This window comes from Synechococcus sp. BA-124 BA4 (assembly GCF_034931165.1).
On sequence record NZ_JAYGIA010000113.1, the window covers coordinates 1 to 13,797 of the forward strand.

Annotated in this window: 15 protein-coding genes; 11 read left to right on the forward strand and 4 right to left on the reverse strand. The window is 61.0% G+C overall.

Features of this window, described 5'->3' with window-relative positions:
* Nucleotides 1-105 precede the first annotated feature (105 nt).
* On the reverse strand, nucleotides 106-636 hold the full coding sequence (locus VB734_RS13790) for a hypothetical protein (protein ID WP_323243537.1): 531 nt from the start codon (nucleotides 634-636) through the stop codon (nucleotides 106-108).
* Between the two features lie 133 nt (nucleotides 637-769).
* On the opposite strand from VB734_RS13790, the gene VB734_RS13795 reads away from it, so the two are divergent.
* On the forward strand, nucleotides 770-1,324 hold the full coding sequence (locus VB734_RS13795) for a LemA family protein (RefSeq protein WP_197161372.1): 555 nt from the start codon (nucleotides 770-772) through the stop codon (nucleotides 1,322-1,324).
* Nucleotides 1,317-3,119 (forward strand): DUF2207 domain-containing protein, encoded by a 1,803-nt coding sequence (locus VB734_RS13800; protein ID WP_197161374.1) that lies wholly within the window; start codon nucleotides 1,317-1,319, stop codon nucleotides 3,117-3,119. The genes VB734_RS13795 and VB734_RS13800 overlap by 8 nt, the downstream gene beginning before the upstream one ends.
* Before the next feature lie 49 nt (nucleotides 3,120-3,168).
* On the opposite strand, the gene VB734_RS13805 is transcribed toward VB734_RS13800, so the two are convergent.
* Nucleotides 3,169-3,543 carry a VOC family protein gene (locus VB734_RS13805; protein ID WP_197161377.1) on the reverse strand — a complete coding sequence of 125 codons (375 nt, stop codon included), beginning with the start codon at nucleotides 3,541-3,543 and terminating at the stop codon, nucleotides 3,169-3,171.
* Nucleotides 3,540-3,806 carry a CDGSH iron-sulfur domain-containing protein gene (locus VB734_RS13810; RefSeq protein ID WP_197161389.1) on the reverse strand — a complete coding sequence of 89 codons (267 nt, stop codon included), beginning with the start codon at nucleotides 3,804-3,806 and terminating at the stop codon, nucleotides 3,540-3,542. Before VB734_RS13810 ends, VB734_RS13805 begins: the two co-directional genes overlap by 4 nt.
* Before the next feature lie 391 nt (nucleotides 3,807-4,197).
* Between VB734_RS13810 and VB734_RS13815 the strand changes: the two genes are divergently transcribed.
* From VB734_RS13815 to VB734_RS13835, 5 genes are all read left to right on the forward strand, one after another.
* Nucleotides 4,198-6,444 carry a glycosyltransferase gene (locus tag VB734_RS13815; protein WP_322782169.1) on the forward strand — a complete coding sequence of 749 codons (2,247 nt, stop codon included), beginning with the start codon at nucleotides 4,198-4,200 and terminating at the stop codon, nucleotides 6,442-6,444.
* Between the two features lie 28 nt (nucleotides 6,445-6,472).
* Nucleotides 6,473-6,613 (forward strand): hypothetical protein, encoded by a 141-nt coding sequence (locus VB734_RS13820; RefSeq protein WP_197161393.1) that lies wholly within the window; start codon nucleotides 6,473-6,475, stop codon nucleotides 6,611-6,613.
* A 372-nt stretch (nucleotides 6,614-6,985) separates the two neighbouring features.
* A complete protein-coding gene (locus VB734_RS13825) occupies nucleotides 6,986-7,144 on the forward strand; it encodes a hypothetical protein (RefSeq protein ID WP_197161395.1) in 159 nt (52 codons plus the stop codon).
* Nucleotides 7,145-7,290: 146 nt separating this feature from the next.
* Nucleotides 7,291-7,752: a hypothetical protein gene (locus VB734_RS13830; RefSeq protein WP_197161397.1), complete on the forward strand. Its 462-nt coding sequence runs from the start codon at nucleotides 7,291-7,293 to the stop codon at nucleotides 7,750-7,752.
* Nucleotides 7,745-8,896 (forward strand): lipase family protein, encoded by a 1,152-nt coding sequence (locus VB734_RS13835; protein WP_322782170.1) that lies wholly within the window; start codon nucleotides 7,745-7,747, stop codon nucleotides 8,894-8,896. Before VB734_RS13830 ends, VB734_RS13835 begins: the two co-directional genes overlap by 8 nt.
* A 560-nt stretch (nucleotides 8,897-9,456) precedes the next feature.
* Here the strand turns inward: VB734_RS13835 and VB734_RS13840 are convergent.
* On the reverse strand, nucleotides 9,457-9,651 hold the full coding sequence (locus VB734_RS13840) for a hypothetical protein (RefSeq protein WP_322782171.1): 195 nt from the start codon (nucleotides 9,649-9,651) through the stop codon (nucleotides 9,457-9,459).
* A gap of 893 nt (nucleotides 9,652-10,544) precedes the next feature.
* Here VB734_RS13840 and VB734_RS13845 point away from each other — a divergent pair.
* From VB734_RS13845 to VB734_RS13860, 4 genes are all read left to right on the forward strand, one after another.
* The gene (locus VB734_RS13845; protein ID WP_322782172.1) at nucleotides 10,545-10,898 is read left to right on the forward strand and encodes a hypothetical protein; all 354 of its coding nucleotides are present in this window, start codon (nucleotides 10,545-10,547) and stop codon (nucleotides 10,896-10,898) included.
* Nucleotides 10,899-11,113: 215 nt separating this feature from the next.
* Nucleotides 11,114-11,599, forward strand: coding sequence for a hypothetical protein (locus VB734_RS13850; protein ID WP_322782173.1), 486 nt, complete (start codon nucleotides 11,114-11,116; stop codon nucleotides 11,597-11,599).
* A 135-nt stretch (nucleotides 11,600-11,734) separates the two neighbouring features.
* Nucleotides 11,735-12,457 (forward strand): RDD family protein, encoded by a 723-nt coding sequence (locus VB734_RS13855; protein WP_322782174.1) that lies wholly within the window; start codon nucleotides 11,735-11,737, stop codon nucleotides 12,455-12,457.
* A gap of 377 nt (nucleotides 12,458-12,834) precedes the next feature.
* Nucleotides 12,835-13,434: a hypothetical protein gene (locus VB734_RS13860; RefSeq protein WP_322782175.1), complete on the forward strand. Its 600-nt coding sequence runs from the start codon at nucleotides 12,835-12,837 to the stop codon at nucleotides 13,432-13,434.
* The last annotated feature ends 363 nt before the right edge of the window (nucleotides 13,435-13,797 follow it).

The following is a 13,797-nucleotide window of genomic DNA, read 5'->3' on the forward strand; positions in this document are numbered from 1 at the left end:
GAGATGCCATCACTGTTGCCGAATCCCTGAATCGGCTGTCATCGATCGTGGTGCCTGTGGTCGCTCGTTGATCAGTGATCAAGGGCGGAATGCTGCGCTGCTGCGTCACGGCCCCTGAACGGGTACGATCAGGATTGGATTCTCAACCTCGATCAACCAGGCCAGTGCTTCACCGTTGATGGAATCACCGGTGCCGCTGAGGCCGCTCCCGGGGGATGTCGTGATCAGGGAGAGTGTCATGGTCTCGTCGGCTTCTGGCCTGTGGCTCATGCCGGTCCAGAGGGAGTCGAACGCACTGGTTGGCAGCCAGATGTACACGACGCCTTCGGCCTGATACTGATCAAGACCCAGCAGCTCTTTTCTGGCGGTTCTCAGGTAGATGGAGGCTGCCAGATTCGGCAGGCGTCGCTGCTTGGCAAGCCGCAGGTAGTGATCGGAAGGGGGACTGCTCTGAAGATCGTTGACATGAACTGTCCAGATCAGCTCGGTCGCCTCTCGTGTCATGCAGCGATCGATCGCGGCGATGGAGCGATGCTCCGGCATCGTTCCGTCGAAGGCCATCCAGCGCATCACCCCGCCTTCGCGGTACTGAAGATGCCACTCGGGTCTGTTCAGCTGCAACTTGATGGTGGTCATGTTCAGTCCGTCCTGGGGGCGGTCCTCTGACTCACCCCTGCGATTCGCTCCCGGCCCGCTCACCCGCTCGAGTCCTGCCTGGAGAACCTGGGCGACAGACTCCTAGGCTCGATCCATCTCCGCCGCTGGCGTGATGGCCCTGCTGCTGCTGGCCCTGGTGGTGGCCCTGGCCCTGGGGCTGATCGTCCTCTACAACCGGCTGGCCCAGCTGGGCGTGCAGGCCGACAACGCCTGGGCTGACATCGACGTCCAGTTGAAACGGCGCCATGACCTGATCCCCAACCTGGTGGAGACGGTGAAGGGCTATGCCAGCCACGAGAAGGAGAGTTTCCGGGCCGTGATCGAGGCCCGCAGTGCCGCCATCGCCGCGCGTGGCCCGGCCCAGCAGCAACAGGCGGAGCAGCAGCTGGGGGCTTCGCTCGGCCGGCTGTTCGCCCTGGCGGAGGCGTACCCGGCCCTGCGGGCGGTGGAGAGCTACAGGGCCCTGCAGGACGACCTGGGCAGGATCGAGGAGGCCCTTCAGAACGCCCGGCGCTACTACAACGCCGTCGTGCGCGATCTCAACACGGCGATCGTCCAGTTCCCCTCCAACCTGGTGGCCAGCGGTTTCGGCATCCGTGCGCGCCCGTTCTTCGAGCTCAGCGACCGCTCCGAGGCTGCCGTTCCCCGGGTCGATTTCGGTGGCTGAGGGCGCTTCAGCCCCCGAGCGCCGGCCCCTCCATCGCCGCGGTGGGCGGTTGCTCACCCTGCTGCTGGGACTGGGGCTGAGTCTGCTGCTGCTCATGCCGCGCGGTGACTGGGCGGCCGGGGCGGCCGAGCGGCAGCTGGAACTCACGGGCTTCCAGATGGTGGCCGACGTGGCCCGGGATGGCTCGGTGGCGGTGAGCGAGACACTCACCGCCCGCTTCCAGGGGAAGTGGAACGGATTGCGCCGCGAGATTCCCGTGCTGGCGAGACGCCCTGACGGCCTCGAACCCCTGGGGCTGACGCTGGTCTCGGCCAGCGATGGCGCTGGCCACGCCTACCGCACCGAAACACGCCGCCTCGGCAACGACCTGGATCTGCGCATCTTCGTGCCCGGGGCCGAAGACGCCACCCGCACGGTGGTGCTGCGCTACCGGGTGCGCAACGGCCTGCGCTTCTACCCGGACCACGACGAGCTCAACTGGAACGTGACGGGCAATGCGTGGGAGATCCCGATCGATCGGGTCAGTGCCCGCGTGCAGCTGCCCGAGGGGGCCCGGGGGCTGCACGCCTCGGTGTACACGGGCCCGTTGGGGGCCAGGGGCCAGGACGCCCGCCTGGTCATCGGCGAGCGGGAGGTGACGGCCGTGAGCACCCGGCGCCTGGAGCCGGGCGAAGGGCTGACCCTGGCGGTGGGCTTCGACAAGGGGCTGGTGACGCCCCGTTCAGCGACGCAACGGGCACTGGCCTGGCTGCAGGGGCGGCTGGCCCTGCTGCTGCCGCTGGTCACCGGGCTGATCCTGGGCCGCGTCTGGTGGCTGTACGGCCGCGATCCGGCCCTGGGTTCGGTGCCGGTGGTCTATGAACCCCCCGGCGCCCTGCCGGCAGCGGTGCTGGGGAGCCTGGTGCAGGAGAGCGTGGGCAGCGTGACGCTGGGGGCCACGCTGGTGGACCTGGCGGTGAAGGGTCACCTGCGCATCGAGGAGCTGGCGCACACCCTGCTGTTCCTGCCGCTTGCGAAGCACTACCGGTTCACCCTGCTCACCACCACCCGGCAGTGGAAGGGCCTGGCACCCCACGAGACCTACCTGCTCGAGCATTTGTTCCCCTCCCGTGAGATCGGCGAGAGCGTGGACACCAAGGAGCTGCGCGACCACTTCTACGTTCATGTGCCCGGTTTCGAGAAGCTGGTGCGCGAAACGGTGCTGGCGGAGGGTTTCTACCGGCGCTGGCCCGGCACGGTGCGGGCCGTCACCCTCGTGGGCGGCATCGTGGCGGTGGTGGTGGCCATGGTGCTGGCCACGGTGCTGCTCCCCCAAGATCTCTCCCGGCTGCAGGCGGTGGCCGATCCATGGCTCACGGGCCTCTGCCTGCTGGTCACGCTGGTGCTGATCGGCGTGTTCGCCTGGATCATGCCGAGCCGGACGCCCCGGGGAGTGGAGGTGCTGCGCCAGACCCTGGGGTTCCAGGAGTTTCTGCGCCGGGTCGATGCTCCCCGTTTCGAGAAGGTGATCCTCACGCCGGAGCTGTTCGAGCGCTTCCTCCCTTACGCGATGGTGGCCGGCCTGACGACGGCCTGGGCAGCCGCTTTCCAGGGCATCGTGCAGGCGCCGCCGAGCTGGTATGTCGGCAGCGGCGACGGCTTTGACATGGTCGGTTTCGGCTCCAGCCTCGATCAGTGCTGCAACAGCACCAGCAGCGCCATGCAGTCATCGCCGAGCAGTTCCAGCTCCAGCGGCAGTTCGGGGGGCGGCAGCTCCGGCGGCGGGGATGGCGGTGGCGGCGGCGGTGGGTTCTGAGGCGACCCCAGGAGCTTCAGGGCTGAGGAGCCGGCCCTGCCTGCTGGGATCAGCGCTGCACCAGCAGAAGCAGCCGGTTCCCTTCCGGGTCGCCTAACCAGGCCTCCACCCCGAAGGATTCCTGCCGCGGCGGTTCCAGCACCGAGGCCCCCGTTCGTGTCGCCGACTCCAGCCAGTCGTGGAGCTCGGCCATGGGATCCGCTCCGGCGGCGGCGCGCTGCAGGCAGAGGGCCAGCCGCCCCTGCCGCCGGGGCTGGGGCCTGCTGCTCGACGGGGCATAGATCTCCAGCCATCCGCCTGGGGGCCAGGGCACGCGCCAGTGTGTGGCACTCAGCCCCTGCTGCGGTTCCACGCCCAGCAGCCCTGCGTAGAAGTCCGCCAAAGCAGCGGGAGCATCCGCCGCCAGCACGATCGACCCGTTCATCTCCACCGCCGCCACCAGGCCCGGCGCAGCGGTTGTTCGTGATGACCGTCGCAGAGGGGATAGCGGCGGGAGCGGCCGCACCCGCACATCAGAACGGTGGTGGACTCCTGCAGCTGAAGCTCACGGGCGATCAGCCCGGTGCCCAGGTGGGCGCCATCGCAGAACCAGCCGTGGCGGCTGCGCCCACAGCTGCAGAGATGGTGGCAGCCGGCGGGCAGCACCAGAGGAACCGGTCCTGCCGGAGTCGGAGCAGGTTCAGCCATGGCCTGCGCAGGACTGCACCGTGAACGTGCAGCCCTGGCAAGCGCACTGGAGTGCGGTTGGTTGCTCCCGGGGCGTGGTCATGGCGTTTCCGGCTCAGGGCGGTGGAAACCACTTTGGCGCCGGAGCTGGGGAGGATCGGCTTGCCTTGCTGACCAGGCGGTCCAGCGGACATGGGACTGAACCAGAGGCAGGAGCGTGTGGCTGGTTCCTCTTCACGTCCTGGGGAATGGGGGACGCGCTCCACCGGTTCTGTTCCCTAAATTCTGAGCGGAGCCTGGACTTCCTGAGACAGCCCAGAGGTTGCTGGCCCCAAAGGTCACACGGCCGCTCCATCCATTTGGCGTGTTCCCCGGTAGTCCACCAGTAGCCCCTTCCCCCTGGAGCGAGCGTGTGATCCGCCTCCCCAACGGCCTGACCCAGCGGCGGCCGATGCAGATCGTCCTCTGGGCCGCTCTGCCGCTGCTGACCGCCGCCCTGGTGAGCCCGACGGCCATGCTGCCCGGCTGGACCGTGCCGCTCCCGGCCCTGGTCGTGGCGCTCTGGTGCGGCTGGCTGACCTGTCGACCGGAGCAGACCCTGCCCCTGGTCGCCCGGCGCTCGGCCGTGGTGGTGATCACCCTTCTGGGGGCCCGTTACCTGGTCTGGCGGATCGGGGCAACCCTCAACCTGGCCACGCCCATCAGCACCGGCCTGGGTCTGCTGATGCTCGCGGCGGAGCTCACCCTGCTGGCCAATGGCCTGCTGCAGCTCTGGCTCACCTGGGCCCGGCAGCCGCCCGTTCAACAGGAGGCCGCCGCCGCCGAGTCCACCCTGCAGCAGCGGATCGCCTGGGAACCCTGGCGCGTTCCGACGGTTGACGTGCTGGTGCCCAGCTGTGGTGAACCGGTCGACCTGATCGAGCGCTGCCTGAGCGGCTGCCTGGCGATGGACTACCCGCGCCACCAGGTCTGGCTTCTCGATGACAGCGCGCGCCCGGAGCTGAGCCGGCTCTGCCGCCGTCTTGGCTGCCGCTACCTGAGCCGTGACGGCAACACCCATGCCAAGGCGGGCAACCTCAACCACGCCCTCCCCCATCTCAACGGTGAGCTGTTGGCGGTCTTCGACGCCGATGTGGTTCCGCGGGCTGCCTTCCTGGCTCGCAGCGTGGGCCTGTTCACCGATCCGCGGGTGGGGTTCGTTCAGACCCCCCAGACGTACATGAACGCCGATCCGGTGATGCGCAACCTGCGGCTGGAGCGCTGGCTCATGCCCGATGAGGAGAGCTTCTACCGCTGGATCGAGCCCACCCGCCAGGCGGTCGGAGCCGTGGTCTGTGCCGGTACCTCGTTCGTGATGCGTCGCTCGGCCCTGGAGCGGGTGGGTGGCTTCGAGACCGGAACCCCCTCCGAAGATCTGGCCACCGGCATCCGGCTGGCGGCGGCGGGCTACCGCAACCTCTACCTCGACGCAAAGCTGAGCGCCGGGCTGGCGCCGTTCACGATCGGGGCCATGGCACGCCAGCGCTGTCGCTGGGCCAGCGGAACCCTGCAGACCCTGCGCACGGGCGCCAATCCCTTCACCATCGCCGGCCTCACTCCTCTGCAGCGGATCGCCTACCTGGAGGGCATCCTCCACTGGTTCAACGTGGTGCCCCAGCTGCTGTTGCTGCTGATGCCGCTCTCCCTGGGGCTGCTGGGAGTGGCCCCGATCCTGGTGCGGGGACCAGGCCTGGTGACCATGGCCTTGCCGTTCTACCTGTCTCAACTGCTGCTGGTGAGCTGGTTCAGCCGCGACGCCCGCAACGCCCTGCTGCCGGAGCTCTACCGCTGGATCTTTCTGCTGCCGCTCGTGGGGGCCGTGCTCAGCACCCTGGCGGGCCGGCCCCAGCACTTCCGGGTCACTCCCAAGGCGATCAGCGGCTGGGCCCGGCCCGGTCCTGAGCAGCGACTGCTGGTGCCGTTGCTGGGGCTGCTGGGGCTGCAGCTGCTCAACCTCACCCTGCTGATCGTCGGACCCGGCACGGCTGGAGCGATCGGTGCCGCAGCCTCCAGCCTCGCTCCCGCCAACCAGGCCCTTGGCCTCACCTGGTCCCAGCAGGTGCGCAGCACCAGCCTGCTGCTGGCGCTGCGCACCTGCTGGGACCGCACTCAGGACAACCCGGTGCCCTGGCTGCGCATCGATGGGCTGACCCTGCCATTGCATGCACCCGGCGGGGAACGGCCTGCCCGGATCCTGGCCATCAGCGAGCAGGGGGTGGAACTCGCTCTGGCCGAACCTGGCGGCAACTTCCCTGGCGACGAACTCCCCGCTGACGCTGGCAGCTGGGGCTTGGCCTTGCCCGGGCGCCCTGGGGACGTCCTGCCTCTGTGGCCCGAGCAGCGCCGCCACGAGCGAGGTCTGTTGCTGATCGGCTGCCGCTGGGGCCCCCTCAGTGATTCCCAGACCGACGCCCTGCAGGCGTTGCTGTACCGGGGATCCGGCGAATGGCCCAGCCGTCAGGCCCCATTCGAGCCCAAGGCCCTGCTGGCTGTACTGGCCCTGCTGCTCCAGCCCGTGCCGGCCCAGGGCTGGTTTCGGCGCAGCCTGATCTCTGCTGCAGGCCCCAAGGCTCGGGAGCAGAACCATGGAGCGTTGGCGCAGCTCGCCGAATCACGTTGAAACCGTCCCCGGTGCAGCCCTCCTGGCCGTGAGTCCAGGCGTAACGGCCTTGGAGCGGGTGGACGGTGGTGGTTCGGTGGTGGGGAACACCGACGACGGAGTCCTCGCCGTGCTGGAACGCCAGGCTCGACACGACCATGCTGAGGGGACTGGCCGTGGATACTTCTGAGCCAGGAACGTCGCCGTATGGTCGCCTCCTGACAGTTGTTGACCTGCAGGATCGACTCTGGTTTTGCCGTCAGACTGCAGGCGACCACTTGAAATTGAAGTCGATCAATACACCCATCCCTGGAGGATCGGTCACCAAAATCATCAGAGTTGAAATGTTTCACTGTCAGAGGTAATTGTTTCGCCCTCAGAGTTAAGCACCGTGTATTGAGCACTGAAAAGGTTTACGGGGCTCCATCCGCTGGCTCCCCCGGCGGCCACGGCTAATGACACATTGGCGATAAGCGAACCTTGGCTTAAAACCAGATTTGCTTGGTAATACGCAGGTGAGCCAAAGAGCTTGTTTCATGGAAGACTCAAGCTTGGCGCCTGCATGAATCTTCTCTGCGGCTGGATCTTCGAGAGGGGTGAACAGTGGATGGCTAGTCATTCCGGGCTTGAGAGCGCGGGCAATGCTTTGATGGCAGTGATCGAATTCCGCTTCTCCGCCCAGTCGAAACTTCTAGATTTTCGAGGTATTTTCATGCCATGACAATGTCCCCATGCCAAGGAATGCACATCATCGGCATCGATGAGTATCAATGGCTACGTGATTAAGCGCGGATGTGCTTAATCACGTAGCCAAACGACTGTCCTCGAGACAATGCAAGTACACGACCTGCTTAGACTCAGATTCCCATGAAGAACGCGACCGAACGTTCTGCAAGCTCCTCAGAGGCTGGTTTGCTGACGCTGATGCGCCGTTATCGGCGCGCACAACGGCTGGTTGTTGATTATGCCATTGGCCTTGGGATCCTGGGCCTTGCTCCAAAGTTGTTGACCCCCATTCTAATCATCGCTGCAGCTCTCCTCTTGACCATGATCTGGCATGTCGGCAGGTGTTGGCAGTTCGCAATCGTAATTAACCCGATCACTATTGGTGGAGAGGTCTTGAATGTCTTGGGTGCTTTGGTGGTGGCTGTTCTGACCTGGCTCATCCTTGTCGTGTTGGGTGTGTCAATTCCACTTGTTGACCACTTTTCACTATCCGGCGCTCTGATGAGCGGCACGTGGACATTTGGAGCAGCAGTCAACCAGTTTTTCTTTCTTGGCTTTATTAGGAAATACTCGCATGAGTATGTCGTAGGTGGTCATGAGTAAACTGACTCGCCGGCAAGTTCTGGTGGCAGGCCTTGGCGTTGGCGGATTGCTTTCCGGTATGCATGAGGCGATGCGTCGTCATGCTCTGGAGGTCGAGCAGCAAGGCCTGACGGAAGCCTTTCTTGATAATCCGAAATATGTGCAGAGTGCCGTGAATCAGGCCATCGAGGGAGACTTGGAGTCATCGGCTGAAATTGAAAAAATTCTCGCATCACTCACTATTCAGTCGCCAGATGCACCCTACGATCGTGCTATTTCTAAAATCCTGATCCAATGCAGTCGCTTGGCCACAGAGCAGTATTTAACGGGTAAGTTTGACTTGCGTTTTCAAGGCTCCATCACGGGTTTGCCGAGCCATAGCCCGCGCTTGGATCAGTATATTCAGGTTGCTTCCATCAAGGGGCCTGAGACAGTCACAGCCACTCGCGCCATCGATGTTGATGGGAATCTCTTGAATGACCCGCTTGTGGCAGGAACAGCGAGACTAAAGAATCTTGTTCAGCATCTTGCTGGCCAGGCTATGGTGATCAAGTGGAGTTATCCTGTCTTCTGGGGATTTGTTCTTCGTGGTGACACCCATAATATCCTGATTCTGCGGGGCACTCAGCGGGCAAACGAATGGCTGGAAACGCTGCGCGCCAATCAGGTTCGATCGGAGGCTGTCCCACGTTTCGACTTCAAGGGTGCAATCCACTATGGATTTGCGACAATCTATTCTGAGTTGTCCAAGCCAATCATCGCTGCCGCTCAGCGATTGGATCCGTCAAGGCCACTCTTTGTGTCTGGCCATAGCCTTGGATCGCCTCTCGCTATGCTTGCAGCCCTTGACATTGCACAGAAGCTGCCTGCTTTAAGAGATAATGTACGACTTTACAGCTATGCAGGGCCGAGGTTGGGCGATCCCGAATTCGTTGAGCACTACAGTCGACTCCTGCCCAACACCTATCGGGTCGTGAATCTCGGTGATCTGGTGCCATCGCTTCCACCGACAAGGACTAACTCGTTGACTTATGTTCATGCTGGAGAGCAATGGGTGTTTCCTCCCATGAGTAGCGATATCGGGCCCAACCACTTCATCAGTGCCTACCGGAATGCCGTGGAGGCGGAGCAGGAACAGCTGCTGAAGAGCCAGGTGCGGTCTTGAGGCCGGACTTCCCTTCGACATAGTTGCTCCTCCCGGAGTCACTGAACGGTGAGGAGCTTGAGTCCGGCTTTTAGTCCCGAAATTCGCGCAGGAATTCCCTGACAAAGTCCCCTTTGTGCTACCGCGCTCATCCAGGCCATCTGCCGAGAAAACCTGTGCTGGAGTGGTTTTGATGAGATGCGCGATGCTGGGTTCGAACCAGCGACATCCTGCTTGTAAGGAAGCTGAACAGAGGCCTGAGAACCCTTGGTATGACAGGAACTAGGGTCAGCAGGCAATCCACCTAGCGCAAAAATTAGCGCAGTTCTGCCATGGCAAGCCGCTCCATGTCGCATCAAGGCTGCTGAGAGCTTTCCGGGTACGTCTCCTTGCATGACGCGTACCAGGAGCTGGTCGAGCGTGGTCGTTAGTGAGTAGCGCCCGCACATGCCGTCTGGATTGACTGTTCACCCAAGCTGCCCGCTGCTCGGCCGCTGGTTTCATCGACCGTGGGGGCGAAACCGCGCTCACGCTATGGCTTCAAGGTAGGCAGGCAGTCGTGAAGGGGAGGTGGCGTCTATTCAGAGCACCCCATCTGGGCTGCTGTTGTCCAGAACCACCAGGAGCAGCTCCAGTACCTGCCTCACTGCTGGTCCCTGCTCGGGGTGGTGGACGGCGGTGAAGGCGCGGGCATTCATGCGGCACTCGATCTCCTGCAGGGCTGTGGTGGTGTCCATCAGGAGCTCAGTGGAGATGTCGGCAATGGTCAGGGTCATCGGTCTGGGGGGGCTTGTGAGAGTGTTCCCAGCTTTGATGGCCTTGCTCCACCCCAACCCATCAAGACGAGAGGTGCTGAGTGAAAGTGATGGCAGTGTCGGACGGTCCTGGGTGGCCAGGTGATAATCCATGCACTGGTTCCCAACGCTCGGGGAGAAGCCATGGAATCACCAGTCCATGCAGTTGGACGTTGAGGACGGGATTACTGAGGGCCGCAAATAGGTTTTTTGTATCAAATGGAACTTTTGGTTTGTTGACCAGAGAACCACAGGCGGGGAGGCCCTACAGAATTGAAGGACCTAGGCTGGGCCTTGAGATTGGGGGCTTCTAGTGCTCGAGGGCGCCTTGGTTCACAGAAGCAACGAGGCGCCCCGGGATGGTTTCAGAACCATCGAAGTACAAGTTAGGTGTACGATCTCTCCTTATTCGTTTGGTGTGCCTGGGTGCCGAGGACTGTACTCCGCATCCTCAGTCCGATGTATTGACTTTCGTGATCACTCTGACATTGGCCCAACGAAAGTGGATGCGTGACGAGCTCCGTGAGGCGAGGGCCGAAGTACTGGCTGACTCGGAAGCTTTCCCGCGGGTTCTGTTCGCCCTGGAGCGACTAGGAAAGCTCCTTGCTCCAAAGGAGTCGTCCCTTGGTAAATTCCGGCCTTCTCTCCTCGAGCTCGCTGCGGAGTCGCCGCTCGCTTCCGAGCTGCCGAGCACCAACCGTTCCCTTCACACACCGGCGCCTGAGTTGTTTAGGCTTGTCAAAGACGGGAGGAACGATGCTCTACACCAGGGTGCTCGGGTCAGACACTTAAGCGATACTGCCGTTCGCTTCGCCTTGGTACTGGAGGACGCACTGATGAACTCAGACACTGACGACGTGCGAGTGGGAGACGTAATGGTGCGCGACGTCACCGTTGCCGAGCCTTGGTATCCTGTCGCATTTGTCCGACAGCGCATGTTGGAATACGCCTTCTCCTTTCTCCCCATCCAAACAGGCGTTGAATGGCGCCTCATCTCCGACCTTGCATTGGCCAAGTACGTGTCCAACGGTTCAAACTCGAAACGCGCGGAACGTTTGTCGGCAACAATCGAAACAGCCATCATCGAAGGCCTAAGCACCGATGCTTCAGTGCAAGTGGCTGCGGACTGTGAAATCAAGTTTGTGCTGGACCAACTCGACCACTGTCCGGCTCTGATCTTCGATGATGAGCGACTTGTCGGGATCGTCACGGCCTTCGATCTTCTCTAGCGAGCTGGCTACCTAGCTATGCGATCCAGCTTACCGGCTAGAACACCTGTACCGAGAACTGCTTGTGCTGGTGCGGGTGACCTACCCTGGGCAAAGTGCTGCCGTCGCCGGCAGCTGAACGGCGGGCGGAGGAACGGCCGACCTTCTCAATGGAGAAGTGGCAGTATAGAGTAAGCTTAAATCTGCACTCTGAATCCATTTCAATCCGAGCATCCATGAACTCCGTCGGGCGCAATACGCATCGAACACTGACGAGGCTGCCACTAACAATACCGGGGGTTCATTGTATCATTGCTATATCCCTGTTTGCTGCTTCCTGTGGGACTAGTGAATCAAAGCAGCCAGACCTACCCCAGCAACCGGATAACTGGGTAAGCTCATTTTTGCTCGATCCTGACAGTACGCTCAAGTACATCGGGAAAACCAAAGATTTTTTCAAAACTACCGTCTCTGAGGCGAGGGAATTGCAAGGGCCTCAGGCAGTCAGCATTGGAGATGACATCGAAGGTATCCGCGTAGGTGCCATTCGCTGCTCCTTCTTCTCGAATAATGCATTCTATGATGGCCAGCAATACATGTGGCGCGGGCGCTGGGGATGCCAAGCAGGTCGAAGCAGAGAAGAAATCGAGAACTCGGTCGGGCCCGATGGGGAGAAGCGCTTCGACTATCTATACATTAGCCCGGTGACACTGAAGAATTAGGTAAGGCCATACGCGCAGCAGCCCAACAGGGTGCTGCACCCGAAGGTCACGCGCTTCGGGCGCTAGGATCAGTTCAGATATCAATCGGCGCGGGCAGCGGGTGAGCGCGAACTGCTCGGTGCATGAGGTGACATTATGAGGTACTGGTACTACCACGAGGCGGGTCAACAGAAGGGGCCAATCGCAGAGGAGGCGTTCGTCAAGCTGTTTGAATCGGGCGTCCTTTCCGCAGACACGCTTGTCTGGACCGAATCGCTGAAGGATTGGCAACAAGCGCGGACGGTCGAAGGGCTCGTGCCTCCAGCACTTTCGTTACCCCCACCGCCTCTTGGCAACACCATGCGCTCCCCGCCAGTGCATGCCTTCGTTCCATCAGGCCCACAAATTCGTCCGTGGCCTCGCTTCTGGGCAAGAACCACCGACTACCTTCTTTTTGGTGGCCTCACCGGAATCATCTTGGCTTTCACCTTTCCCGCACCATCGAAAATACAAGATGTTCTGCTTGGCATGATTGCAGCCTTCGTCTTCGTCTTTGTTGAGCCTTGGATGCTGTCCACATGGGGTACGACACCAGGAAAGGCACTGTTCAATGTCCGACTCAGGAAGAATGATGGCACGAAGCCGAACTATGCGGAAGCATTGTCACGAGCATTCAATGTGTGGGTTCGCGGTGAAGGTCTTGGCATTCCGATTGTCCTGCTCTTCATGCGGACAAAGGCATACAACAAACTGACCAAAGAAGGAATCACCTCGTGGGATAGGGAGGGCGGGTTCACTGTGGCTCACAAGAACATTGGTGCGGGACGGATCATTGCGGCTGTCGCGCTCTTCATCGGCTTTTTCATACTTTCTCGGTAGGCAAAATGGAGTATCACCGAACCAGCTTCTGCGCTTTACGTCGCTACAGCGCCGAAAGTGAGTTGCGGTTTTAGTCTGATAAAAAGGGCCAATCTCTGTACGTCCGGATTCCCCAGAACGCGCCACAGTCGAAGGGGAAACGCTGCGTCCTCGTCTGAGCTGATTTCAGACAGGATACCCATACCTTTGAGCTGCCCTGAACGCTTCGATAACTTCACCCTCGTCATCGCGTTCATATGTGCCTCGTTCACGAATCCGCGCCGTGGGTTGTTGAGGAGTTCTGAAGCGATCGCTAAATAGTCAATAATAGCACTTTCGGACGGATTTGCCGTCTTTAGGGTTCAACAGACTTTTGAAGAAAGATAAAATCATTTAAAATGAAAGAAGAAAAGCAGACGGAAGAAATTCCTGCATCCATTAAAGGTATTGACATGGCAAAAGTTGAACTACTCAGACCATATGCTCCTCGAGCTCTGAATAGGGGCTTCCCAAAGAACGATAAGATCAAAGAAGTTGTGCAAGACAGCTCCACTATTCGACTTGCGAGGAGGGGCCAGTCCTGCATGAAGTACCTTGTCCACATGCTTCTGAAGAAACCCGAAGCCAATGATCCGTTTGAAGGATCCCGTGGGAGGTCTCTGTGCGGACACAAAGCTATTGGAATCATTGGCCTGCGCATGGACCACAACAACTGTCCAATTCGTGGTCGATCAACCATAAGCTTGACTCATAAGGAGTGGGTCAGACTTTGCAAATGCCTGGGAGTCTTCGATGATGCCTACAGTCAGTTGGATCTCACCGACGAGCAGAGGGATGCTGCCAAGTGGAATAATCTCTCAGGTGAATACTTTTCCAGAAACATCTGGCTGCGTGAACATTGGCAGTTAGTGCGCTTTCAAGAGCAAAACCCGATGATTCCGGTAGTGATCCATAGCCTTGCTGACATACTGGCCGCTACGCAGCTGAGTTCCAAGTGAGTAAGCGCTCGACTGCAGGAGCGATCACTTTGCGTCCTGTAGCCGAGTTGCCGTGATCCAAAAGGTAGCGGCCTCAGTGCTGGACCACTGAGGCCCGCACTCAGCCATCTCCTGGCTATCACCGCTTGCATCGAGTGGGATTGCCCTTGCTTCCGGGGGGCTTGGGCAAGGACAAGACTTTCCCTATCGCGCCGGGATGGGCAGCCTGTCAAATTGCCCACTGACTACTAGCTGTTGGCCGCGTCCCTTTGCGTGGTGTAAAACCCGAGGCCCGAATGCCCTAGTCAGAGGGTGAACAGGGTGGAATGACGGGCTGTCATTCCGGAGGTGCAGATGCGCCTCGTTCAATCACGATGAATCAGG